We start from the raw sequence: 25,919 nt of genomic DNA, 5'->3' as shown, positions 1-25,919 counted from the left end.
GTATATCATACCGAACAAACTATATTAGAAAGAACATAAGGTTACATCACTATGCGTACGCTGCTCTCTTTGCTTGCGTCACTATTTTTAGGTAGTCAAGCAAACGCAAGTGACACTCAAAGCATCACCCAATGGCATGCTGTCTATCAATCGACTTTGAAGACGAATGTCGAATCGGCTTTGAGTATGCTCCAAGATCGCTATCACACGGCAAATACCGACAGTGAAAAGCTGTACGTGAGCGGGCTCATCTATGAATACATGGGCAACATCGATCAGCCCTACTTTGGCAGCAGCCAAATTTTAGACAACCGTTTCGCGAAGCTAGAATCTCGATACATTTTAGCGCTAAAAGAACGTAAACAAGGCAACTATGATGATTCTGTCAACCTTTTCACCGCGTTGCTACAAAGCACCAAGCAGCATCAGGATGTAGAAAGCAAAGCCTTAATGAACTATCAATTGTGCTACACCTTGAATCAACAAGGTCAGTACCACAAAGCCAATTTCTTCTGCTCTTCTTTGAACAATCATTTAGCAATCGACCACCCAGAAAGTTTCCCAAGTGATCTAGCTCTGCGCGTTATTGCTAATAACTTCGATTACCGCGGCGAATACGATGTAGCTCTAGAGCTTTATCGTCGCTTGTTAACCAAAATGCCAACGCAAAGCGATCCTTCAGGAGTTTACAATGATGTAGGCAATTTGTTGAGTGTACTTGGGCAGTACGAACAAGCAGAACAGTACCTTATTCAAGCGCTCCTCGCTCGACAGCTTGAAGCCTCCCCGCTTGAAGTTGCTCAGGTCGAACACAGTCTTGCGGCTATGTATAACAAATCTAAAGACTATGATAAGGCCATTAGTCACTACAAAAATGCACTAACTATCTTAGAAAACATGGACTACCCATACGGTAAGGGCTTGACCTATCTTGGTCTTGGTTCTGCGTACGTTGAATCAGGAAACTTACAAAGTGCTGTACCTTACATCAGGAACGCACTAGAGCTCGGTAAACGATATGAAAACAAACGCTTAGAGACAGAAAGTCATTTGGCGGCAGGGTTTGCATACTTAAAAAACACAATGCTCGCAAAAGCGCTAGAACATGGTATTGCCGCACTTGAACTTGCGACAGAAAACTCAAATTCAGCATTGCAAGCTAAGGCCCAACTTTTGCTTTCGCAAACCTATCGAGAACAGGGCAACCATCTTGCCGCCCTATCTCATTATCAAGATTACGCCACGCTAGAACTTGCGAACCGTGATGCAAACAATGTCAAAGCAATAGAGGCACTCGATTTAACCAAGAATGAATATGAATACGAGTTGCAGCTAACAAAAATAAATAATGAGCGCAACTTAAAGTTACTCGAAGTCGAAAAGCTTGCAGAACAAAAAAGAGCATATAACTTCGTCATTTTCTGCTTACTGACTTTGCTATTCGTCGCCCTATTTATTCAACGAAAAACGAACATAAAATCGAAATTAGATCGTCTTACCGGTTCACTTAATCGAAGTACAATTATTGAGAAAATTAGAGCACAAACAATCAACGCGCCCGAAGACATGCGTTATGTTTTAGCGCTTATCGATCTCGATAACTTCAAGTCTATCAATGATCAATATGGCCACCCTACTGGCGACATCGTATTAAAGCACGTATGCAAAGCGATTAGAGCTAAGTTGAATAGAGGGGAATATCTTGGGCGGTTAGGCGGTGAAGAGTTTATTTTACTTCTGAAGAATGTCGATGAGATCGACGTGCCATTTCGTGTTCAAAGCCTACACAAAACGATATCTGATAAGCAGATCAAAACTGAAAATGCTACGGTACTGAGTGTAACAGCAAGCTTGGCCTATTTGTCTACATCAAAACCATTAACGAACTTTGATGAACTGTATTCGATACTAGACCAAGCTTTATATCAAACGAAGCAAAGTGGGCACAACGTTATGATTGATGCTTACAACGAGCCTATTGACCTTCCGTCTTCTGCTTTTGAATCAACGACTGCGTAACTGCGTCTTTGTTGTTCAGATAGTCATCTAAGCCCGCTTTGCGCAGGTCGCATGACGGGCAATCACCACAACCATCACCGATGATGCCGTTGTAACACGTTAGCGTGTTTTCACGGACTAGTTGCAACGCATCATATTGATCTGCCAGCGCCCATGTCTCTGCTTTGTTCAGCCACATTAGCGGTGTTTTGATTTCAAACTGGCGATCCATGCCCTTTACAAGAGCACTGTTCATCGCCTTTACGAAGTCATCACGACAATCTGGATAGCCACTAAAATCTGTTTCACAAACGCCCGTGATGACGGTTTCTGCGCCAATTTGATAAGCGTAGATGCCAGCAAGCGTTAGGAACAAAATATTGCGGCCAGGAACGAATGAGTTCGGCAAACCGTTTTCTTGCAGTTCATGAGAAACTGGAATGTCATCACGTGTCAGAGAGCTTATCGCCAGCTCATTCAGCAGGCCAACATCCATCACTTTGTGTGCAGCAACGCCAAGATCTTTTGCAACTTTTTCAGCCACTTCAATCTCCAGCTTATGACGCTGACCGTAATCAAATGTGATGGCATGTACTTCGTCAAACTCTTTTAATGCTTGAACCAGACATGTTGTAGAGTCCTGCCCACCACTGAAAACAACGACTGCTTTTTTCATCTTTCTCTCCGAGCTTAAGCAATACTAAGGTATTTATGAGTTTGAACCGACAAACGCCAGTTGCGAGCAACACAGGTATCAATACACAGTTGTGTAGCGCGAGGCTTCTGACTGATAGGCTGAAGTGCGATTACAGTCTTCTCTGCAATTTCTGCTGACGCCAACAATGCATCAAGCTGATCAATGTCTTTTTGAGTGCCAACCGGATGCTTAATTTCATTCGCTCGCTCCAAAGCACTCTTTAATACTGGCAACTTACCCTTCATCGCAATTTTAGGTGACACCGTCACCCATGTACTTTCTGAAGTCACGACCTCTGAAGTGCCGCTGGTTTCGATTTGGCATTGGCAACCCATTTCTTCAAATACAGCCGTCAAAGCACGTAAATCATAAATGCATGGTTCGCCACCAGTGATCACAATATGCTTCGCATTAAAGCTCTGCTTTTTGTATTCAGCTACGATGTCTTCCGCAGATGCGAAACACCACGTTGGAGAATCTTCTGTTTTCACCAAGATATCACCGATCTGGCGCTGGTCTTCTTCTTCTGCGTACCAAGTCTGTTTCGTATCGCACCAAGAACACCCAACCGGACATACTTGCAAACGCACGAAAACCGCTGGCACACCGGTGAAAACCCCTTCCCCTTGGATGGTTTCAAACATCTCATTTAGCTTATACAACGTAGAACTCACTCAACTCACAATACTTCGAGGCGAAGACCTTAATGGAGAGGCGCACTCAGGTCAATTTAAACCAAAAATAAATTGTTAAAATAGGTCTTTTTGTAGTTTCATACACGGGTTCCCCAATTTTAAGGTAAGTAAAGATGTACAAGCTGATCGCCCTCGACATGGACGGTACGTTGTTAAACAGCGACAAAGTAATTTCAGATGAGAACAAACAGGCAATAGCCAAAGCTCGCGAAGCCGGTGTGACTGTCGTATTGGCATCTGGTCGCCCTCTTGAGGGTATGCAAGACAAACTTGACGAATTGAACATCAATTCCGATAAAGACTTCGTGCTTTACTACAATGGCTCAATGGTAAAAAACATTGGTACAGAAGAAATCATCCACCAGCAGATCATCGATGGCAAAGCAGCAAAGAAGATCGCACGTAAAGCACGAGAGCTTGGCGCTTATGTTCACGCATTTAGCCAAGAGCACGGCCTAATCACAGAAGAAAGCAACCCTTACACAGACATCGAAGCGAGAATTAACGGTCTTGAAATTACCGAAATGAACTTCGACGCGCTAGAAGATGATCACGCGATCATTAAAGCAATGATGGTTGCAGAGCCAAGCAAACTAACTGAAGTTATCTCAGCCCTACCAGCAGAGCTAAAACAAGAGTTTACAGTTGTGCAAAGTGCGCCTTTCTTCTTGGAGTTTTTGAATCCATCAAGCAACAAAGGCGTCGGTGTTTCGGCAATCGCAGAATACTTAGGCATCAAAGCTGAAGAAGTGATTTGTATGGGCGATGCCGAGAACGACCACCACATGCTTGAATACGCAGGTCTTGGTATCGCAATGGCGAACGCAATGGAAGAAACCAAACAAATCGCAGACTACATCACAGTAAGCAACGATGACCACGGTGTAGCAAAATCGATCGAGAAATTTGTACTTAACACATAACGCTGCCCAAACAACAAAGCCTCGCACTTAGCGAGGCTTTGTTTTATTAAATGTTGCTTAAGCGTTTTTGCTTCGAGTCGTGAGCTTTCTCGCAAGTACTATAAAAATCAACATCAACAACGGATAGTGGAAGGTTTTAAATACTAACGACCAAAAGCCGCTGAATGACACAACCGTTTCAGAATACAAATACAACTGGTCCACAAGAAGTAATGCCAAAATCACAAACAGCATCTGTTGGCGCTCAAATCGAATTTCAGACTCTTTAAACGTCAGTACTAAAGCAGAAGCAGTAATCAGAATAGCCAACCAACTTGTAAATACAGGGAGGGGCCAAATTACCGCGATAGCTGCGGTGATTGCTGTCATTACAAACCAAATACCCTTCGAGCTTAATAGGTGGTCCACGTTAACTTCTGGGTTGCTTTCCAAACGCAAAATGTGCCACGCCACAAGTGCCCCCATTAACGCACCAATTAGCATGTCGAGAATGAATGCAGTACCCAAGAAGAACTTACATACCATAACCGCCAAAGTTACCATTGCAACTAAGAAAGTGATGCGATTCAATCCAAAGCTTTTTGTTCTTTGGAACATAAATGTCATGACACAAAACCAAATAGCGATCGGCAAGCTTGGGAAGCTAAAGCCAAAACTGTGCGTTAATTCCGCCATTGGCATATAGACGTGTGGCCTAGGTAAAGAGAACCCTTGTTGAGCAACTAACGTCATCAAAGACGTCGCAGTGATTGCAAAAAACAATCGATATACAAATCGACTGTCAAACTTCATCATGACGAACGGGAACAAAAACAGCAAAAATGTTGGATTACTTAAACTGGTCACGAGCTTCGCAATTTCACATGCCGTATCGCGACTTGTCATTGAAAACGAGCTGACCCAACTTTGAAGATCTACCATCCAAGAGAGTTCTAACTGGCGAAATTTAGGTGCTGACTCAATTAATTGGTTTACATAAACAACGGGTTGATCGGTCGCTTTTGAATAAAAGCCAGCCACATCTTTCCACTGTGATGGATAGCGATACAAAGAAGACGCCATATCGCTTGGGTTCAATAACATTGCAGACGCCACTTCGACGCCATAATGCGGAGCAAACCATATAGGCAGTTCGTTCCCATCCATAGCATTAGCCATCGAAAAAGCGATAACTTCAGAATCAGAGACGCAATCGTAAAAAATCGCCGTATCTGTTTTGCCGAGCTCCTCTCCAACCGTAACAACTAACCCCGTCTCTTCCCACGTTTCTCTTTGCGCGGCCAGTTTAGGAGATTCACCTTCTATAATGGTGCCACCTGGAAGCGAAATTTTATTCGTCAATATTTCATGGATAAGTACAAGTTTGTTATCTGCTCGGACAACACATAGCGCCCCTTTTACGTCTTCAGGAAGGGGATTCGCAGCAGATATAGGGGAAACAAACAATGAAATGGAATACAGGATGAGAAAAAACAACTGTCTCAGCACAAAATACAACCTTTAATGAAGAAGAGAATCACGCGCAATGATGGCAGGATTACCAATATTTTTCGACATAAATTAAGTAACCAGTTGTACATTTAGCACACATGTCAAAAAACGCTTTGCGACACTCTTCAAAATAGTTCTGACAAAAATCAGACATAACTCGAAATATTGGCTGCGATTTTGCCAGTTATATTAAGTTAACGTCAGAGGAATTTACGTGGATTTTACGCCTTCTCAGAATTGAAACAAGAAAGAGAGCTTATTGTCGACAACAAATAAACTCTCTTTATGATTCATTTATACTTTTACAGCTTTAACCATGCATCTGTCCAAGCTGAGCCCACGCCCGGCTCATAAGCACTTGGAGTCGAACCACACCATAAACTGTTTGGCCAAGGCTTACATTGATAACTTGAACCATTATTTGTTACCACATCTCCCGCAGAGTAGTTAGCACCAGCTTGATATGCACCACCCGAAGATGGCGGCGTTGGTGGTGTTGGCTCTGTTGGAGGCTCTACAGGAGGATTAGTCCCAGAACAATCTGAGCTACCAATTGACTGCCATACTCCCCATGGACCAGATTCTGATGGGTTATCACCTTGTGTCCACCATTGCGCTTGCCATAATTGACCAGCCCAAATAACGGTTTCACCCGTGTTGTATACGCCACTCGCTTTCCATTCATTGTCACAACTACCAGGAGGCGGTGTCGTTGTATTAGTAGCGGAAGCTGTAGCCACTGCTTGGTATGTAGTACTCGTTTTATCGATACCAAAAGCCAAAGCGACGCTCGCCTCACCTACTTGAGAAGCGCCAAACTCCACATCGACACGACACGAGCCGCCTGCATTGAGTGTCGATTGTGCACATTGGTCTCTGGTGATCATCGCAGATTTTGTGACACCAGAACTTTGCAGTCCCACATTTTCTACAGTAAACGCGACATTACCGATATTTTGAATACTGAAACTGTGTTGCTTCAGCTCGCCCACTTTAAAAGAACTCAAAGTCTGATTTGCCGTGTAACCAACAGAAACATTATCTGTCGGAGGCGTTGTCGTACCTACTACGCCATCAACAAAACTGCGTAACGCCGCAATGTCGCTATACACGCCGTACTTACCCGGTCGGGCACAACCTATACCCCAACTGACGATACCTAGCTGAGTGACGAGACCGTTGTTCTTAATGACGATGGGACCGCCGCTGTCTCCCTGACAAGAATCAATGCCACCTTGTGGAACACCCGCACAGAATGATACGGAGCCAACCGTGGTGTAATTACCGCCAGCTTGTCGACAAGTCGCATCAGAGACCAGAGGAACATCCACTTCTTGCAGCGCGGTTGGTGAACTGCCCCCCTCCGAAGTTCGGCCTAGGCCAGCGACGGTTAACCAATCACCGACACCTGCATATTGCGAGACACTGCCTGTGGCTATATCCACTTTCGCAACACCAGAGGGAATTGAACTGAGCTTAAGCAATGCGATGTCGTTAGAAAGCGTAGAAGCATTATAAGAAGGATGAATATAGATCTGGCTGACGTTGGAACGTACACCATCAGTACCGTTATAAATCACACCACCAATTTTTACTGCTATTTGATTTGGTGTGTCACCGTCAACACAGTGAGCAGCAGTGAGTACGAAACCATCCCCAATATAACTCGCCCCGCAGAAAGAACGATTACCGTTGCGGCTGACTATCTGCGTATAAAATTCCCAGTCATTGGGGTTAGCCGTGATACCACCCACGATATCAGGCTGAATTTCAATGTTTTGTGTATCCGTGACTTGATCTGCGCTTACCGACATTGGCAATAACGCCGTTGCAAGTAAGGTTTTTGATAGGTTCAATGTTATTTTCCTCTTGTTTTATGAGGCACTATTCATGTGCCACTTACAAAACAAGCAAACAAAAACAACATCACCAATTTGGATGAGAATGAGTCGCCGCACATTGCGACGCAACTAATAGCAAATACTGACTAGTAGACTCAACTTTTGCACCGTCAGATTACATAAGTCACTAAGTTACCGTCTTAGCTACGCATTAATTAACGTTCAGATAACGACTTTCTTAACCAATGAATATGATGATCAAACCCTTGGTTTTCATAAAGAGAAATTGCGGTTTGATTGAAATCCCACACCTCAACGAACATTTGTTTTACGCCATAGTCGACGAACGTCGCTTCAATTTTTTCAATCAAAGCTTTTGCCACACCTTGTTTACGGAATTCAGGTAACACGTAGAGCTCGTCAACGCTTCCCATCATCACAGGTTTGCTAACCGTAGAAATAAGCTCGCAGAAATGCCCGGACACAAAGCCGATGAGCTCATCTTCTACTATAGCGATATACACCAAACATTCAGGATTATCGAGATAGCGAGCAATGCTCTTTTCTTGTTCGATTTCTTCTGCGGTTTTAAACAGCTCTGGGGATTGAATATGGTGCTCATCATGCAGCTCGAACATCAAATCATTGAGTTGTTCAAGATCGTCAAAAAGCGCTGGTTTGATTACAAAAGTAGACATAGGAAAAGAAGCCAATAACAGGAATCCATATAGTGTGTGTTTAAACATGCATTTAGGCAAGCAGGAATGCAAAAGCCTCTTGCTGACAAAGCAAGAGGCCTCGATGTTTATGCTTGCTCCTAGGTAACCTAAGAGCGTACTTAATTAAGATCGTACTTAACTAGCCACGTTTAAGCACTCGTTCGATTTCGCCTAGACTGGATGGATCATCAATGGTTGATGGCACCACGTATTGCTCACCATCGGCTATTTGACGAATGGTTCTTCGCAAAATTTTACCTGAGCGAGTCTTTGGTAAACGGTCAACAACCAGCGCATGTTTAAAGCAAGCCACAGCGCCAATCTCGTTGCGTACTTTACCCACCAACTCACCTTCTAGCGTTAGATCATCAATCTTCACGCCATCTTTTAGAACCACGAACCCAAGTGGTAGCTGTCCTTTTAACTCATCATGGATACCGACTACCGCACATTCCGCAATCGCAGGGTGACCACCAACGATTTCTTCCATCTCGCCAGTAGACAGACGGTGACCTGCGACGTTAATTACGTCATCAATACGCCCCATGATAAACAGATAACCATCTTCATCTAGGTAACCGCCATCTCCCGATACGTAGTAACCCGGGAATTGACTTAGATAACCTGTTTCAAAACGATCATGGTTGCGCCAGACAGTCGGTAGGCAGCTTGGTGGTAATGGGCGCTTCAGAGCCACAAAACCTTGTTGGTTTGCACCTACTGGCATGCCCATTTCGTTGAGAATTTCGACCTGATATCCAGGTATCGGCTTGGTAGCAGAGCCTGCTTTTACCGGCATCATCTCGATACCGGTCGGATTGCCCGCGATAGCCCATCCAGTCTCGGTTTGCCACCAGTGGTCAATGACCGGCTTATCTGCTTTGCTTTCGACCCATTCTAGCGTTGGTGGGTCAAGACGTTCACCTGCCATGAAAATAGAATCAAGATTCGACAAGTCGTATTGCTTAATGAACTCGCCTTCTGGGTCTTCTTTCTTAATTGCACGGAAAGCGGTTGGCGCGGAGAAAAGCACATCCACTTTGTATTCATCACAAACACGCCAGAATGCACCCGGATCTGGTGTTCTTACCGGTTTGCCTTCGAATAGAATTGTTGTACAGCCATGAATCAACGGTGCGTACACAATATAAGAATGACCAACGACCCATCCTACATCCGATGCAGCCCAGAACACGCCATCTTGGGGGATGTTATAAATCGACGTCATCGAATATTTCATCGCCACGGCATGACCACCATTATCACGCACCACGCCTTTTGGTTTACCTGTTGTGCCAGAGGTATACAAAATATAAAGAGGATCTGTCGCAAGCACAGGGACACATGCATGAGGCAAAGCTTGCGCGTATTCTTGCTGCCAATCTAAATCACGCTCAAGATTAAGTTCGGCTTCGCACTGTGGGCGTTGAAGAACAAAGACTTTCTCTGGCTTCCAACGGCTGTCCATAATGGCTTTATCAACCATGGGTTTGTATGGAATTATCTTATTGATTTCGATGCCACAAGACGCCGTCATGATGACTTTGGGTTCCGCATCTTCAATTCGAACAGCAAGCTCGTTCGGAGCAAAACCGCCAAACACCACCGAGTGAATCGCACCCAATCGAGCACACGCTAACATCGCCATTGCTGCTTCTGGGATCATCGGCATGTAGATGACCACACGATCGCCTTTGGTTACACCTTGATTAGAAAGCATGCCCGCGATTTTCGCCACTTGGTCACGCAGAGCTTGATAGCTGTAAGTTTGTTTTTGACCCGTCACTGGCGAATCATAAATCAGGGCGGTTTTATCGCCTTTTCCTTGCTCGCAATGATAATCCAACGCGAGCCACGACGTGTTCAATACCCCATCAGGAAACCAACGTTCAACCCCATGTTCGTCAGCTCGTAAGATGGTGTTTGGCGCTTCAAACCAATCGATGTTTTCAGCTTGAGCACGCCAAAATTTTTCCGGTTCATTTTGTGCCCAAAGGTATTCTTTTTGATATGCAGACATATTGCTTCCTCCAGTATGTCCTGACATTGCTTTTCTTAAGTATCACTACCATGCAATTGTGCTATTCAAAGACATTGGAGGGAACACGCACAAAGCCCTCCATCAGTATTCTCGCGCTTCGGCTCATGATGGCTTTCTCAACCACCCAACCTTGTTCTGTTTGTTTGGCTTTTGCCCCCACCTTAAGTGTTCCTGATGGATGCCCAAACGTCACAGATTCTTTCTCTCCGCCACCAGCCGCTAAATTGACCAAAGTACCCGAAACGCATGCTGCCGAGGCAATGGCGACCGCTGCGGTACCCATCATGGCGTGGTGAAGTTTGCCCATAGATAACGCTCGGACGAGAATATCGACCTCACCTGCTTCTACGGTTTTACCACTCGACGATAAGTAGGATTTAGGCTGGGAAACAAACGCAATCTTAGGCGTGTGTTGACGCGTATGAGCCTCTTCCAGCGAATCAATAAGCCCCATTTTTAGCGCGCCATGAGCACGAATGGACTCAAACCTCGCGAGCGCAAATTCATCGTTATTGATGTCATCTTGAAGCTCGGTCCCTTGGTAGCCGAGCGCTTCTGCGTCTACGAAGATTGTCGGTATGCCTGCGTTAATGAAGGTGGCGTTGAACGTCCCAACATCTGGCACGACTAAGTCATCTACTAGATTGCCGGTTGGAAACATGCTGCCTTCACCATCAGCAGGGTCGACGAAATCAACTTGGATTTCAGCAGCGGGGAACGTCACTCCATCAAGCTCAAACTCCCCTGTTTCTTGAACGAAACCATTTACGATTGGTACATGAATCAAAATGGTTTTTCCAATATTTACCTGCCATACGCGAACAGTAACGATGCCGTTTTCGGGAATACGATCTTCATCGATCAACCCTGAATGAATTGCGAAAGGCCCGACTGCGGCAGAAAGGTTGCCGCAGTTACCACTCCAATCGACAAACGGCTTATCTATCGATACTTGTCCGAACAGGTAATCAACGTCGTGATCGGCTCGCTCACTGCGCGACACAATCACAGTTTTACTGGTGCTGGAAGTCGCGCCGCCCATGCCATCAACCTGTTTGGCATACGGGTCAGGGCTACCAATCACACGAAGTAGCAGTTTGTCTCTTGCCTCGCCTGCGACTTGCGCTGGCTGTGGCAAATCTTCAAGGTTGAAGAACACACCTTTGCTCGTACCGCCGCGCATGTAAGTCGCCGGGACTTTGATTTGGCTTTTCTTGCTATCCATATCTTGCTCCGTTATTGCGCTATCTATTGCGAGAGGAAGTCTTGAGCAAAACGCTGTAACACACCGCCCGCTTTGTAAACGTGAACTTCATCTTCGGTGTCGAGTCGACAAGTCACTGGCACATCAACCTTGTCGCCATTAGCACGGGTAATCACCAACGCCAAATCAGCACCAGGAATGATATCGCCGATCACGTCATAAAGTTCAGTGCCATCTAATTCGAGCGTCTTTCGGTTCACGCCATCTTTAAATTGCAGAGGAAGTACGCCCATGCCAACTAAATTGGTACGGTGGATACGCTCAAAACCTTCCGCGACAATGGCTTCTACACCCGCCAAGCGAACGCCTTTCGCCGCCCAATCTCGCGACGATCCTTGACCATAATCCGCACCTGCGACCACGATAAGCGCCTGCTTACGATTCATGTAAGTTTCAATCGCTTCCCACATGCGTGTCACTTTGCCTTCAGGTTCGACTCTTGCCAGCGATCCTTGCACGACTTCGCCATTTTCCTTGACCATTTCGTTGAACAACTTCGGGTTAGCGAAAGTGGCGCGCTGCGCGGTTAAGTGATCGCCTCGGTGAGTCGCGTATGAGTTAAAGTCTTCTTCTGGCACGCCCATCTTCGCAAGGTACTCACCTGCGGCGCTGCTTGCCAAAATCGCGTTCGATGGCGACAAATGGTCGGTCGTAATGTTATCGCCTAAAACGGCAAGAGGACGCATTGAAGACAGAGTTCGCTCACCAGCCAGTGCTCCCTCCCCCTCTTTTTGCCAGTAGGGAGGTCTTCGGATATACGTACTCATCGGGCGCCAATCGTAGAGCGGATTTGGGTTACGAGCCTCATCATTCAGTTTGAACATTTGAATGTAGACTTGATTAAATTGCTCAGGCTTAACGTACTCACCCACCACAGCATCAATTTCTTCATCCGTTGGCCACAAGTCATTGAGGTAAACCGGCTTGCCGTCTTTGTCTGTGCCTAAAGAATCACGTTCGATATCAAAACGAATCGTACCGGCTAACGCGTAAGCAACGACCAAAGGTGGTGATGCTAAGAATGCTTGTTTTGCGTAAGGATGAATTCGACCATCAAAGTTGCGATTCCCAGAAAGTACTGCCGTTGAATACAGATCTCGGTCGATGATCTCTTGTTGGATTTTCGGGTCAAGTGCACCACTCATACCGTTACAGGTCGTACACGCATAAGCCACGATACCAAAACCAAGCTTCTCCAATTCGGGGAGTAAGCCAGACTCTTCAAGGTAGAGTCGAGCAACTTTAGAACCCGGAGCAAATGAAGACTTCACCCAAGGTTTGCGCACCAATCCAAGCTCATTCGCTTTCTTAGCGACCAGACCTGCTGCCACAACGTTTCTTGGGTTACTGGTGTTGGTACAAGAAGTAATCGCCGCAATGATCACCGCGCCATCTGGAAGTTCGCCTTCTTTCTCTTGCCATTCACCAGAAACACCGCGTTCAGCAAGCTCTGAAGTAGGTAAACGACGATGAGGATTCGATGGGCCAGCCAGATTACGGCCGACTTGGGACAAATCAAACTCAAGTACGCGCTCGTAAACTGCCGTGTCTAAATCATCTGCCCATAGACCGGTTTGCTTGGCGTACTTCTCGACCAAGTCGACCTGCTGTTCATCACGCCCCGTCAGTTTGAGGTAATTAATGGTCTGCTCATCAATGTAGAACACCCCAGCGGTTGCGCCGTATTCTGGCGTCATGTTTGAGATGGTCGCGCGGTCGCCAATAGTTAGATCTCGAGCCCCTTCACCAAAGAATTCGAGATAGGATGAAACCACGCGTTCATTTCGCAAAAACTCAGTAATCGCTAGTACGATATCGGTGGCGGTAATACCCGGTTGACGCTTACCAGTCAACTTCACACCAACAATGTCTGGCAAACGCATCATCGACGGGCGACCAAGCATAACCGTCTCCGCCTCTAAACCGCCGACACCAATCGCAATAACGCCAAGTGAATCAACGTGAGGTGTATGACTGTCTGTGCCGACACAGGTATCTGGGTAAGCAATTCCTTGCTTGGCTTGCACCACTGGGGACATCTTCTCCAAGTTGATTTGGTGCATGATGCCGTTACCTGCAGGAATAACACTGACGTTCTCAAACGCCGTCTTACACCACTCGATAAAGTGGAATCGGTCTTCGTTTCTGCGCTCTTCTATCGCACGGTTTTTCTCAAACGCCTCTGGGTCAAAGCCTGCGTGTTCAACTGCCAGTGAATGGTCAACGATCAACTGCGTTTCAACCACAGGGTTTACTTTCGCTGGGTCACCGCCTTGTTCGGCAATCGCATCACGCAAACCAGCGAGGTCGACTAATGCAGTTTGTCCAAGGATGTCATGACAAACCACACGCGCCGGATACCAAGGAAAATCGAGGTCACGCTTGCGTTCAATCAACTGTTTTAAGCTATCAGTGAGCGTATTTGGGTCACAGCGACGAACCAACTGCTCGGCTAAAACGCGTGAGGTGTATGGGAGCTTTTCATAGGCTCCTGGAGAAATATCGTTTACAGCTTCTCGGGTATCAAAATAATCGAGTTGGGTTCCCGGGAGCGGCTTACGATATTGAGTATTTATATTTGTGGTGATGCTCATGGGCTTGCTTCCGCTTTAGTGTACATCTTGTGCCTGAACGCACCGCGATACTGTTTTTGAAATGGATTCGCGGTGAAAAAGACGCCCCTTGTGAATGCCATCAAGACAAAACTCACAAAGAGGCATCACGCGCTAGCGTTGTTCGATTGGCACCCAGTCTTGATGATCCGGTCCGGTATAATCCGCACTTGGGCGAATGATTCGGTTGTTCGCACGTTGTTCATACACGTGCGCCGCCCAACCTGTCAGTCGGCTCATCACAAAGATTGGCGTAAACAATTTGGTCGGAATATCCATGAAGTGGTAAGCCGAAGCATGGAAGAAATCGGCATTACAGAACAGACCTTTCTCACGCTTCATGACAGATTCCACACGCTCAGAAACAGCGTAAAGGTGTGTGTCACCCACCTCTTTCGATAACGCTTCAGACCAACGCTTGATCAGTGCATTACGAGGGTCACTTTCGCGATAAATAGCATGACCAAAGCCCATGATTTTGTCTTTGTTCTCTAGCATCTGCAGAATATTGGCTTCTGCTTCATCTGGCGTTTGCCAATCTTGAATCATTTCCATCGCTGCTTCGTTTGCACCGCCATGAAGTGGACCACGCAGTGTGCCGATAGCAGCTGTGATGCAAGAATGAAGATCAGAAAGCGTAGAAGCACACACACGCGCCGCAAATGTTGAGGCATTAAACTCATGCTCTGCATAAAGAATCAAAGAACAGTGCATCACATTTTTGTGCGTTTCACTTGGTGCTTTATCAGTAAGCAGTTTTAGGAAGTAGCCGCCAATGCAGTCTTCGCTGTTATCGTGAGTTTTGATTCGTACGCCATCGTGGCTGAAGCGATACCAGTAACAGATAATGGCAGGGAAAAGCGCCAGCATTCGCTCAGTAGCATGAAGCTGTTGCTCAAAGTCCATTTCCTGCTCTAAGTTACCCAGCATAGAACAACCTGTGCGCATGACATCCATCGGGTGAGCATCAGCCGGAATCAGTTCTAACGCCTGTTTAAGCTCCGCTGGTAAGCCACGCAAGCTCAATAGATGTGTCTTGTAGGCGTCTAGCTCTTGTTGATTAGGTAAGTGACCGCGTAACAGCAAATGCGCTACTTCTTCAAATTGAGCATGATTTGCCAAGTCTGTAATATCGTAACCACGATACGTTAGACCTGTCCCCGTTTTACCGACAGTGCATAAAGCTGTGCTTCCAGCGCTTTGACCGCGTAGACCTGCGCCACCTATCTCAGCTTTCTTTTCTACAGAATGAGGCATTGTTGAACTCCTTTTCTGTCTGATTTGGCTCTCTTAATGGGCTCTGTTGAATCAGACAATTTTCACGTTATTGGATTAGAGATTCTTTTCTTGGGCTTCCGTTGTTTCTTTGTTGACCTTATTTACCCTCCGAGAACAGCTTGTCTAACTTATTCTCGTAGTCGTGGTAATTAAGGTGCTCATACAGCTCTTTTCGTGTCTGCATCGAATCAAGTAGCGCTTCTTGGTTGCCAACTTCTAATAAGTGTTTGTAAACCATCTCGGCAGCTTTGTTCATTGCACGGAATGCACTCAATGGGTACAAAACCATGTCCACTTTGGATTGCGCCAATTCTTCACAGCCGTACAGAGGTGTTTGTCCAAACTCAGTAATGTTGGCAAGAATCGGCACGTGCTTCCCTGTTGCGTCTTCGAGCGCTGTTGAGAACTGTTGATATTGGTCGAGCTGATTCATGGCTTCTGGGAAGATCATGTCTGCGCCCGCTTCCACACATGCAATCGCACGTTCAATCGCACTGTCCATACCTTCAACCGCTAACGCATCAGTACGAGCCATAATGACAAAGCTCTCGTCATTACGCGCATCCACGGCCGCTTTCACTCGATCGACCATTTCTTGTTGGCTAACAATCGCTTTGTTTGGGCGATGGCCACAACGCTTCTGCGCCACTTGGTCTTCCATGTGCACTGCCGCCGCACCCGCTTTTTCCATCGCTTTGATAGTGCGTGCAATGTTAAAAGCACCACCAAAGCCCGTATCGATATCAACCAATAAAGGCAAATCACACGCGTTGGTGATGCGATCTACATCCACCAAAACATCGTTCAATGTTGTGATGCCAAGATCTGGCAAACCGTAAGATGCGTTGGCGATGCCGCCACCCGACAAATAGATAGCTTGGTGACCCAAGTTTTTCGCCATCATGGCGCAGTATGGGTTAATGGTGCCGACGATCTGCAGCGGGTTGTTTTGCTCAATGGCGAGTCTGAACTTCGCCCCCGGAGATAAGCTCATGACAATTTCCTTCTAGTCTGGTTTTACCCTTCATACTTGAAGCTGCAGCTTTGTTAACTGCGCCAATTCACCCTAATTACATAGTGCACCTATGCTCATAGGGCTGAATTGTCTTGTTGCCGCGCCGCAACTACAATTATTTTGGGTAAAGTTTCGAATCTGAAATCTGTAATTCGATAAGTTTTCGGCTGCCTGAGATGTGCCTTCTCATCAGCATTTCTGCCAGCTCTTCATCACGGTTGCGAATCGCTTGCAGAATGAATTTGTGTTCGTTGAGTGCTTCATTAGGACGAGATTGCGCACGTGGCGATTGGTAACGGTACATGCGCAATAAGTGATACAGCTCGTCGCAAAGCAAAGAGATAAGCTTGCTGTTTCGGCTCGCTTGAATGATTCGATAATGGAAGTCGAAGTCACCATGCTGGTGGAAGTAAGACGATCCTTCGACTTCGTCAATATGTTTGGAATGTGTCGACAATAGCATTTCCAAACTCAGTAACTCTTCTTGAGTGATATAGCGAGCCGCGAGCCTCGCTGCCATGCCTTCTAATGCCTCGCGGACTGAATACAGTTCGATGAGTTTTTCTGGAGAGAAAGTGATAACACGAGCGCCAACATGCGGAATGCGCTCAATCAAGCCAAGCCCTTCAAGACGCATCATGGCTTCACGTAAAGGACCTCTACTCACTTGATATTTCTTGGCTAATTCAGGCTCTGAGATTTTACTGCCCGGTTCAATTTCACCACTCACAATCGCTTCCACTAACGATTCGGTCAGCGATTCAGATTTAGTGTGCTCTTTTTCAGAGACAATCACTTTATGACGAGTTTTCAATTCTGTATTCATATTCAAGGCACTCGTATTTAGAAATCAAAGTGTCAACAACTTGTCAACTTGAATATAAAATAGACGATCAGATTGTCGACAATCAAGCAAATTGTCGACAATTTAGACTAAGGTATAGTGTTATTGAGTGATTTATGAGTGAAAAAACATTCAGTTCGATAAGGGCAAGCTGAAATTGTCGACAATAAAAACCCAATAAATTCAGCAAGTAAAAAGAATTAGAGAGCACAACAGCTCCCTACTTGGGTTTAATTTGCTAACGAACGGTCGGATTTGCCTAGTTGACCAGCTTGTAGGTTAAGTCTTTTTCATCCAACAAACCGGATTCAACTAGGTTTCTCTCCAACATCATATCTTGCAGTTGTTTCAGCGAATTGATGTTGCCGTAACTACGGCGGAGCTGGTCAAACGCTTCTTCCAGTTGCGGTAAGTTTTGTGCATTCATCTGATCAGTCGTTGCTTCAGAAGCCGCCAAGAACCACTCCACATCCTTGGTGATTTCTTGCACTTGAATCAGGCTTTCACGCAATTTCGCTTGGTAGTGCTCCACCTCTTTGATAGTAGAAAAGAACTCCGTCCAAGCTTGCATGTTATCGATAGCCGATGTGGAAGACATGGTGGTTTTGTTGAGTTTCACACGGGACTCATTGATCGCCTCTTTAAGCTTGAACAAACGTAAACTGAGTTCATCAGAGCGCTTTGGCAACAACTTCACCTCGTACTTCACCAGCTTACGAATTGCATGAATGTGTTCATCACGCTTACGCGCAGAAAGCGCCAAGAACTCGTGATCGACTTTTCCTACCGAGTTAGTTTTAAGTTGCTTGCGAGCAGATTCAATTTTTTTGTTAAGAAGAGATTTAACCCCTTTCTTTGAGCCTTCTTCCCAAGCTTTGCGAGAAGCGGCTTTTAACGCGGCACCACCTGCAACTTCAAAAAGGGCAGCCCCCTCTTTCGAGCCGGGAAATGGAATCATCCCGATACCAGTCCTTACCCCTTTTTGCGCAATATCCATCGCGACCATTTTCTTGTCACGTTTTACCCAGTTCTTTGCAGATTGGTATTTATTACCGAATTTCCTCGCCCAACTTTTGTGATATGACTTACTGTCCTTTTCTACATTTTGCAAAAATTCTTTCGCCATCTTTTTTGCATTTTGACTCGCCATAAAGAACTCCTTTTCTTTTAATAAATCGAATAGCGAATAAGATCTAATACTGCTATTTTTTGAGTAATTTGATTAATAATAGTATTTATATTTCAAATTTTTATTATTGAAAAGTTCAAGCATAAGGATATGCAATGGCTGATAAATACAGCAGTTCGGCTAGTTTGATGTCTGCAAAAGACTCAAGTAATCAAGAACATATCATAAGTAATGCAACAATAAAGCAAACCTTGTCAGAGCCTTTTGAAATCAAAGCAATGCTGGTATCCAGCGGCTTTGACATGCAAGATCAACTAGGTCAGTTCCTTACCATAAATCGTTATTTCAACGAATCTGGCAGCAATACACTCAATCGTTCCTACAATGGAGTTGTGACATTGATCCAACATTTAGGAATGGATTCTAATTTGCAGAATCACCAATACGAAATAACGCTTAAACCTTGGTTTTGGTTATTAAAACACACACATTCTTTCCGGGTTTATCAAAATCAATCCACACAAGAAATTGTCAGTGATATTTTCGATAACGCAGGTTTCAAAGGTAACTATAAAATATCCAGCATGCCTTCGACCAAGCGTGAATATTGTTTGCAATATAACGAATCGGATTTTGACTTCGTTTCTCGTCTGCTCGCTGAAGAAGGCGTTCATTATTATTTTGAGCATGCGAGTGGTTCACACACCATGATTTTGCAAGATGCTCAAACCCCATTTGATAAAGCCAGCACAGCGAAATTTGATATGAAGGAAACGCCGACAGGCTCACTTCCTTTGCTTGAAGATTGGTGCCCTACCGTTGCCTTTCATGGCGCGAGTGTTGAGCTATCAAGCTACGATTATTCGCAGACGAAACTCATCACCAGCGGCAGTAAAACCTCCAGCAATACCATTGCCAACAACACTAAACTTGCCAACACGCGTTACCCGACTTTGGGTATCAGTGGTGACATGACGGATCTCTCAAGCAATCTTGCCAAACGTCGAATCGAGTATGTTGAGCAGGATTACCAAAGTGTCATTGCCAGCGCAAAACATGATCTCTTCGAGCTCGGTACTTACTTCTCGCTTTCAAGCCATCTAGATAAAGATCAACTTGGTTACTTTTCGGTCATCAGTATGGAAGTGGAATACACTGAAAGTGCACAGAGCAGCACCAGACTGAAATTGATCCCAAAAGATACCCCTCACTACCCTCAACCTCGCTCAAAACAAGTAGTGCAGGGCTTGCAGAGCGCAGTCGTTGCTGGCTCAACCGCGGGTGATATTAATCAGGATGAACAAGGTCGTGTGCGTATTCAGTTCCAATGGGATACAGACGCAAGTGGTGACAAAACCAGTTGCTATGTTCGTGTCGCACAAATGCTTGCGGGAAGTGGTTACGGTGCTCAGTTTGTGCCGCGTGCCGGGCAAGAAGTTCTGGTCTCTTTCATCGACGGCGATCCAGATAGGCCAATCATCACAGGCAGCGTTTACAACAGCAAAAATGCACCGCCATACGCAGAAGCCAATACAACAAAGTCTGGCATCAAAACCCAGCTTTCCGGTGAAAGCAATGAGCTCTACTTCGATGACAAAAAAGACAATGAATTACTTTACCTTCACGCAGCCAAAGACCTGACACAAGAAGTTGAAAACAACCAAACCGAAACCATCAAGGGTGAATTGAGCCAAACAGTCACCAAAGCGGTATCAGTGTCGACAGAAGACAACTACTCGCTGAGCGTAACCAAAGCATTAAGCGAAAAAGCCAAGTCGATTTCGATTGAAGCTGACGATTCTATCGAGCTCAAAGTTGGCTCAAGCAAAATAACCCTGTCCTCATCATCCATTGCCATTGAAGCAACCAATATCGACGTCAAAGCCAGCAGCGCGCTGAATTTGGAAGGGACCAACGTCACCAGCAAAGCCACTTCAGCCAACAAGGTTTCAGGCACCACGACGGCGCTTGAAGCAACCAGTTCAAACAGCATTTCTGGCCTGAGTATTTCCATCAAAGCGGACACCACGCTCTCTGCTGAAGGCTCTTTGAGTGCGGAGTTTAAATCGGGTCTCAAAGCGACATTTGATGGCGGTGTAATGGGTGAAGTAAAAGGCGCAATTGTAAAGGTTAACTAATGAAATATAAGAAGATTCCATACCAAACGGCAGAGCAAATACTACCGAGATTCCAAGCCAGTGACGAGGCTAAAGCGCTACTCAACGAAGAAACCAGCATCAACGATGCAATTCAATCACTCACAGACAAAGAGCTCTACAACGATCTCGTTCAGTTTTTGACGCACGCTCTGCCAGTACGGGAGGCAATCTGGTGGGGAGCATTGTGTTTAAATCAACGCAATCAGGAATGGTCACCCCTTCAAAAACAGAGTGTCGAAACTTGTATGGCTTGGGTGCGGTCACCCTCCGAAGAATTGCGCCGCAAAGCCGAACATCTTTCTCATCGATTGGAACTGAATTGTGGCCCATCTTGGCTTGCTCAAGCGGTATTTTGGAATGGTTCTGGCAGCATCGTTGCACCAGATATTCCACCCGTTATGCCTGATCCATTTCTGTACGCAAAAGCGACTGCGGGAGCGATCAATCACTCAGCTGCCCTTCCCGAATGGGACAAAACGAAACCTTACTATCAAGCCGCAATCGCAATGGCGCTTGATATCGCTGCAGGCGGTCAAGGCACTTCAGATAACCAATAACAAACTGCAGTACAAGGAGAAGTGCGATGACGTTACCTGCCGCTCGTATCACTGACATGCATGTATGCCCAATGCAGACACCAGCAACCCCACCAATTCCTCATGTGGGTGGTCCGGTCACCGGTCCTGGAGCTCCAACCGTACTGATCGGTAGCTTACCTGCTGCCACAGTGAGTGATGTTTGTGTATGCGTTGGAACCCCGGATTCTATCGCGATGGGAAGCACGACCGTGCTATTAAGCAATAAGCCTGCAGCCCGAATGGGAGACGCGACGTCTCATGGTGGCAGTATTGTTGCCGGCATGCCAACCGTATTGATTGGAGGATAAACCCTTATAATATTCATGGCTTTGTATTAACAGTTTTATTCGTCCTACCAATTTTTTGGATCAACCTCTTAGTTTTTATTAAATGTTTAATTTACTTCAACTAATTTAGAAATCTCTCCTAGACTCAAATTTACCAACTATGAAACCAGAGGAACGGAATTATCTCTGGCTTAATAAAACAATAATTCATGGATTGAATATGGTTAATATTGATAGTCTTTTGGCTCCGATCACAGATGGCTCGCCAAGTGGTGTCTATCTGAAGCTTGATAGAAGTGCCTATCGAGCACTTAGAAACAGTTACAATGCCGCGCAATCATCGTTTCGCCAATTGGTCGAAACTCCTGATGCATCCAGTGATCAAGCACTGCTTGAAAGCAATGATGACAACTGGGCACAGTTGCGTACCGCGACATACCACGCCCTCACCCAGTCGAGCAAAGACTTGGAGCTGCTCGGTTGGTATATCACCAGTCAGTTGTTCACCGACGCTCCCTATCGAAACCTTGCCGACGCGACGCAAGTGCTTCTAAGCACCGTGGAGCAGTTTTGGGACTCGCTCAATCCGTTCCTTCCTGAAGACAAATTAAAAAGCGCAGAAGAGTCTGGCATCGCTAGAGAACGGGCCGAGTTCCGGATGAAACCTCTGCTACAACTTGTCGGCGAAACTCACGATACCACTGCCCTGTATATGCCTTTGCAGTTAATCCGCTTGATTGACGATGTCACCTTTGGCGATTACCTACGCGCAGAGCGCAACGGTTTGCTTGGCGAAATCAAAACTAAAGCGCAAAACCTATTCAACGCTGACACGCAAGACAACTTAATGGATTTGGCGCAAACCTATCAAAGTCTTGATGCTATAGAACAAGCTATCGCTCAACAGTGCCAACCCGTTAATGCAACTCCTGTAAGTTTCAAATTCATCAAAGAAAACATCGCGGAGCTGATTAACGCGATCCGTTATCTCACTGAAGACAAGTTTTCTAAATGGCCGCTAGATGATCAATTTAGATTGATTGCCGAAGAAGCTCATACTCCCCCCATCGTATCAAACTCTCCTGAAACAACCTATCAGGCAACTGAAAATGCAGAAGTAGCACCAACCTCATCAGAGCCAGAAGCAGAACACATTACGACGACACCGTTGCTAGATTCGATTCCTTCAAATGAAACACACCAGCCAGCGGCACCAACTACGATGAATATCGCTGGTCAGATCCAAAATCGCGACCACGCTTTTCATGAACTTAGAAAGCTCGCCGATTACTTCAAACAAACCGAACCACACAGCCCTGTTCCGTTCTTATTAGAGCGCGCGATTCGATGGGGTTATCTAAGCTTGCCAGAACTACTCCAAGAAATGACAGGCGGCAACAGCCAAGTTCTGAGTCATATCAATCAACTCACCGGGATGGACAACTTAGAACAAACCATTCTGAAGACAATTCCTGAACCACAATCAGTGCCAGAGCCGATTCCAACCGTTTCTGTGCCTGAGGTTCAAAACACCTCTAATGAGGAGTCTCAAAGTGCAACGTCAATTGAACCTACAACGTCAGAGCAAAGCGACACTCCTAATACAATCAACCAACCAGAAGTAAAAACTACTCAATCGTCGAGCGGTATTACCGATTTCGAGTGGTGAAGCAAAAAATGCTAATAAGCAAAGGAGAACCAAATGGCTTCTATTTACATGAGAATTGATGGCACTACACCAAAAGGTGCTGCAACGGTAGATAAGATCGGTGGCAAGGATGGATTTTTTGCTATTGATACAGTGAACTGGAGTGCCGTTCGTGGCGTTGGCATCGACGTCGGTAATGCGAACAACGCAGACCAAGGCATGGTAGCGCTAGGTGAAGTGAACATCACTCGTGGCTGTGATGGTGCAACGCCATACTTAACGACTTTCCTTTACGCACCAGGTGGTGAAGGTAAAACTATCGAGATCGTGATGACTAAGCCAAACCGTGAAGGTTCTGGTGCGGATCCATACCTAATCCTGACACTAAGCGCAGCACGTATGTCGAGCTACAACATGGGCGCGTCGGATGGTCACCTGCCAAATGAATCATTCAGCCTGACATACACCGAGATTTCGAAAGCGTACTACATCGAAGGCGAAGGCGGCAAAATCGAGAAAGGTCCTGAAGTGGGCTTTGACGCAACGACAGCGAAAGTTACTTCGACAGCTTCTTAATGGAATAAGGAGATATCATTATGGCACTGAACTCCCAACACAAGCGAGTTAGCAAAAACCGTGTAAGTATTACTTACGATGTCGAGACGAATGGCGCAGTAGAAACCAAAGAACTCCCTTTTGTGGTGGGAGTCGTCGGTGATTATTCGGGTCACAAGCAAGACAAAGAAGACGTGGAAGATCGCACCTTCTATAACGTCGATAAAGACAACTTCGATACTGTCATGAAGCGCGTTGGCCCTGAGTTATCACTCAAAGTGGACAACGTTTTGGTTGATGACGATAGCCAAATCGAAGCGAGTCTGAAATTCTCATCAATGAAAGATTTCGAGCCTGAAGCCATCGTTGAGCAAGTTGAACCGCTCAAGAAGCTTGTTGAGACTCGTAACCAACTCAAAGTACTGCTTTCAAAAGCGGACCGTTCTCGTGATCTAGAGAAGCTACTCAAGGAAGTGCTGCAAAGCGCAGACACTATCAACGCCCTTTCCGATGAGCTAGGCATCCAGAAAGAAGGAGCAGAATAATGACGACGGAAGTTGAAAACCAACCACAAGCAGAAGCGGCTGAAGCTTCGCTGAGCTTTCTGGATCGTGCAATCGAAGCGACCACACAAACGCCAGCGGACACGACAAAAGAACTGTTCTCAGTGTTGGCAGAGCAAGCGCTAAGCGGCACAGTAACATGGGACAAGAACGTCACCAAAACGATTGAAAATGCCATCGTAGAGATCGACAAAAAGCTTTCTAAACAGTTATCGAAAGTCATGCAAGAAAATGACTTCCAAAAGCTAGAAGGTTCATGGCGTGGTCTGCAAAAACTGGTTAAAGAGAGCGACCTAGGACGCTCACTGAAAATCAAAATGGTCGACTACACCAAAGACGAACTGCTTGATCAGTTTGAAGATGCCCCAGCCATCGACCGTAGCCCATTGTTTAACGCGGTATACCAAGGCGAATACGGCACAGCAGGTGGTGAACCATACGGCACCTTCATCGGTGACTACGAGTTCAGCGCAAAAGATGAAGATGTCGCCCTACTACGCTACATGGGTGAAGTAGCGGCTGCGTGTCACGCTCCGTTCATTGCCGCAGCAAACGCAGAAATGTTTGAGTTCAATGACTTCACTACCTTCGAAGAAGGCAAACCTGTCGCGGCTGGTTTTGATTCTCCAGCTTATGCAGCATGGAACTCGTTCCGTGAAAGTGACGACGCGCGCTACGTAACTCTAACACTACCTCGTACACTCGCTCGTCTTCCTTACGGTGAGAAAGGTCTTGGCACCAAACTGTTTAGCTATGAAGAGTTAAACACTGACCAAGATGGCAACCCTAATCCGTCAAGCAATGATGAGTTAGTTTGGTCAAATGCCGCTTACGAGTTAGGTCTAAAAATGACGCAAGCGTTCACTGCATACGGTTGGTGTACAGCAATTCGCGGTCTGGATAACGGCGGTAAAGTAGAAAACCTACCAAACCTAACTTACAAGACCGAAGCTGGCGACTTGGTTCAGCAATGTCCAACAGAAGTGAACCTAACCGACGAACGCGAAAAAGAGTTAAGTGACCTAGGCTTCTTGCCACTGGTTCACTACAAGAACTCAAACTACGGCGTGTTCATTGGCGGTCAAACAACGCAGCAACCGAAGACCTACACAGATCCAGATGCAACAGCAAACGCAGCCATTTCAGCGCGTCTTCCTTACATCATGGCAAGTGGTCGCATCGCTCACTACTTGAAAGTCATGGGCCGCGACAAGCTGGGTTCAAACCTTGAAGCGCCAGACATTCAACGTGAACTTCAACTGTGGATCGATCAATACACCAACGCAGGTGCAATTGGTAACGATCAACGAGCGAAAACACCATTGGCAGAGTCTCGCATTGAAGTGGTTGAACAACCGGGTAAACCGGGCGCGTACTCAGCCGTTGCTCACCTAAGACCTTGGCTACAACTTGAAGAACTGACTACGTCGGTTCGTATGGTAGCGAAGATCCCAGGTTAATACCGATCACAGTAAGTAAGTGGTCAGAGTTAGCGCAGGAATAACGCTTGAGAGCAAGGCTAAAATTTTCGGTAAGTAGTTATTCTACAGCCAAAATTTTAAACGAAGTTATCGAGCGTTAT

General features: G+C 45.9%; 21 protein-coding genes. 9 read left to right on the top strand and 12 right to left on the bottom strand.

Annotation, left to right across the window (positions count from 1 at the left end; genetic code table 11):
- The first annotated feature begins 51 nt into the window (after positions 1 to 51).
- Complete coding sequence (locus tag ITG12_RS02695; RefSeq protein WP_248873574.1) at positions 52 to 2,019, top strand: GGDEF domain-containing protein; 1,968 nt, start codon at positions 52 to 54, stop codon at positions 2,017 to 2,019.
- On the opposite strand, the gene queC is transcribed toward ITG12_RS02695, so the two are convergent.
- Positions 1,976 to 2,674: a 7-cyano-7-deazaguanine synthase QueC gene (gene queC / locus ITG12_RS02690; RefSeq protein ID WP_038867603.1), complete on the bottom strand. Its 699-nt coding sequence runs from the start codon at positions 2,672 to 2,674 to the stop codon at positions 1,976 to 1,978. The genes ITG12_RS02695 and queC overlap by 44 nt on opposite strands.
- Positions 2,675 to 2,688: 14 nt before the next feature.
- Entirely contained in the window at positions 2,689 to 3,339 is a 651-nt protein-coding gene (gene queE / locus ITG12_RS02685; protein WP_248873572.1) for a 7-carboxy-7-deazaguanine synthase QueE, read from the bottom strand.
- Between the two features lie 164 nt (positions 3,340 to 3,503).
- Here queE and ITG12_RS02680 point away from each other — a divergent pair, with 164 nt between their 5' ends.
- Positions 3,504 to 4,313 (top strand): Cof-type HAD-IIB family hydrolase, encoded by an 810-nt coding sequence (locus ITG12_RS02680; protein WP_038880884.1) that lies wholly within the window; start codon positions 3,504 to 3,506, stop codon positions 4,311 to 4,313.
- Between the two features lie 57 nt (positions 4,314 to 4,370).
- On the opposite strand, the gene ITG12_RS02675 is transcribed toward ITG12_RS02680, so the two are convergent.
- The 10 genes from ITG12_RS02675 to ITG12_RS02630 form a co-directional block, all read right to left on the bottom strand.
- Positions 4,371 to 5,801: a bifunctional NUDIX hydrolase/phosphatase PAP2 family protein gene (locus tag ITG12_RS02675; RefSeq protein ID WP_045406308.1), complete on the bottom strand. Its 1,431-nt coding sequence runs from the start codon at positions 5,799 to 5,801 to the stop codon at positions 4,371 to 4,373.
- A 305-nt stretch (positions 5,802 to 6,106) separates the two neighbouring features.
- Positions 6,107 to 7,660, bottom strand: a complete 1,554-nt coding sequence (locus ITG12_RS02670) for a trypsin-like serine protease (protein WP_248873570.1) — start codon at positions 7,658 to 7,660, stop codon at positions 6,107 to 6,109.
- Positions 7,661 to 7,860: 200 nt separating this feature from the next.
- Positions 7,861 to 8,343 carry a GNAT family N-acetyltransferase gene (locus ITG12_RS02665; RefSeq protein ID WP_038880893.1) on the bottom strand — a complete coding sequence of 161 codons (483 nt, stop codon included), beginning with the start codon at positions 8,341 to 8,343 and terminating at the stop codon, positions 7,861 to 7,863.
- 160 nt (positions 8,344 to 8,503) lie between these two features.
- Complete coding sequence (locus ITG12_RS02660; protein ID WP_248873568.1) at positions 8,504 to 10,384, bottom strand: propionyl-CoA synthetase; 1,881 nt, start codon at positions 10,382 to 10,384, stop codon at positions 8,504 to 8,506.
- 61 nt (positions 10,385 to 10,445) lie between these two features.
- Positions 10,446 to 11,630: a 2-methylaconitate cis-trans isomerase PrpF gene (gene prpF / locus ITG12_RS02655; protein ID WP_248873566.1), complete on the bottom strand. Its 1,185-nt coding sequence runs from the start codon at positions 11,628 to 11,630 to the stop codon at positions 10,446 to 10,448.
- A 23-nt stretch (positions 11,631 to 11,653) separates the two neighbouring features.
- Complete coding sequence (gene acnD / locus ITG12_RS02650; RefSeq protein ID WP_248873564.1) at positions 11,654 to 14,263, bottom strand: Fe/S-dependent 2-methylisocitrate dehydratase AcnD; 2,610 nt, start codon at positions 14,261 to 14,263, stop codon at positions 11,654 to 11,656.
- Positions 14,264 to 14,395: 132 nt separating this feature from the next.
- Entirely contained in the window at positions 14,396 to 15,538 is a 1,143-nt protein-coding gene (prpC, locus tag ITG12_RS02645) for a 2-methylcitrate synthase (RefSeq protein ID WP_045494899.1), read from the bottom strand.
- Between the two features lie 118 nt (positions 15,539 to 15,656).
- Complete coding sequence (prpB, locus tag ITG12_RS02640; protein WP_009696947.1) at positions 15,657 to 16,553, bottom strand: methylisocitrate lyase; 897 nt, start codon at positions 16,551 to 16,553, stop codon at positions 15,657 to 15,659.
- A gap of 136 nt (positions 16,554 to 16,689) precedes the next feature.
- Entirely contained in the window at positions 16,690 to 17,400 is a 711-nt protein-coding gene (locus tag ITG12_RS02635; protein ID WP_063344638.1) for a GntR family transcriptional regulator, read from the bottom strand.
- 277 nt (positions 17,401 to 17,677) lie between these two features.
- Entirely contained in the window at positions 17,678 to 18,568 is an 891-nt protein-coding gene (locus ITG12_RS02630; RefSeq protein WP_248873562.1) for a hypothetical protein, read from the bottom strand.
- Between the two features lie 134 nt (positions 18,569 to 18,702).
- Between ITG12_RS02630 and tssI the strand changes: the two genes are divergently transcribed.
- The 7 genes from tssI to tssC all read left to right on the top strand — a co-directional run bounded on the left by tssI (position 18,703) and on the right by tssC (position 25,797).
- Complete coding sequence (gene tssI / locus ITG12_RS02625; RefSeq protein WP_248873561.1) at positions 18,703 to 20,685, top strand: type VI secretion system tip protein TssI/VgrG; 1,983 nt, start codon at positions 18,703 to 18,705, stop codon at positions 20,683 to 20,685.
- Positions 20,685 to 21,263, top strand: a complete 579-nt coding sequence (locus ITG12_RS02620) for a hypothetical protein (RefSeq protein WP_248873559.1) — start codon at positions 20,685 to 20,687, stop codon at positions 21,261 to 21,263. Before tssI ends, ITG12_RS02620 begins: the two co-directional genes overlap by 1 nt.
- 26 nt (positions 21,264 to 21,289) lie before the next feature.
- Positions 21,290 to 21,592, top strand: coding sequence for a PAAR domain-containing protein (locus tag ITG12_RS02615; RefSeq protein WP_248873558.1), 303 nt, complete (start codon positions 21,290 to 21,292; stop codon positions 21,590 to 21,592).
- Between the two features lie 199 nt (positions 21,593 to 21,791).
- The gene (locus ITG12_RS02610; protein WP_248873556.1) at positions 21,792 to 23,240 is read left to right on the top strand and encodes a type VI secretion system ImpA family N-terminal domain-containing protein; all 1,449 of its coding nucleotides are present in this window, start codon (positions 21,792 to 21,794) and stop codon (positions 23,238 to 23,240) included.
- A 33-nt stretch (positions 23,241 to 23,273) separates the two neighbouring features.
- Positions 23,274 to 23,795 carry a type VI secretion system tube protein Hcp gene (locus tag ITG12_RS02605; RefSeq protein ID WP_005443647.1) on the top strand — a complete coding sequence of 174 codons (522 nt, stop codon included), beginning with the start codon at positions 23,274 to 23,276 and terminating at the stop codon, positions 23,793 to 23,795.
- A 20-nt stretch (positions 23,796 to 23,815) separates the two neighbouring features.
- Positions 23,816 to 24,319 (top strand): type VI secretion system contractile sheath small subunit, encoded by a 504-nt coding sequence (tssB, locus tag ITG12_RS02600; RefSeq protein WP_005443648.1) that lies wholly within the window; start codon positions 23,816 to 23,818, stop codon positions 24,317 to 24,319.
- Positions 24,319 to 25,797 (top strand): type VI secretion system contractile sheath large subunit, encoded by a 1,479-nt coding sequence (gene tssC / locus ITG12_RS02595; RefSeq protein ID WP_005426542.1) that lies wholly within the window; start codon positions 24,319 to 24,321, stop codon positions 25,795 to 25,797. The genes tssB and tssC overlap by 1 nt, the downstream gene beginning before the upstream one ends.
- The last annotated feature ends 122 nt before the right edge of the window (positions 25,798 to 25,919 follow it).

The organism is Vibrio sp. ED002, from assembly GCF_023277445.1.
GTDB lineage: Bacteria > Pseudomonadota > Gammaproteobacteria > Enterobacterales > Vibrionaceae > Vibrio > Vibrio jasicida.
The sequence above is the reverse complement of the archived record's forward strand: the minus strand, read 5'-3'. Positions and strand labels throughout refer to the sequence as shown.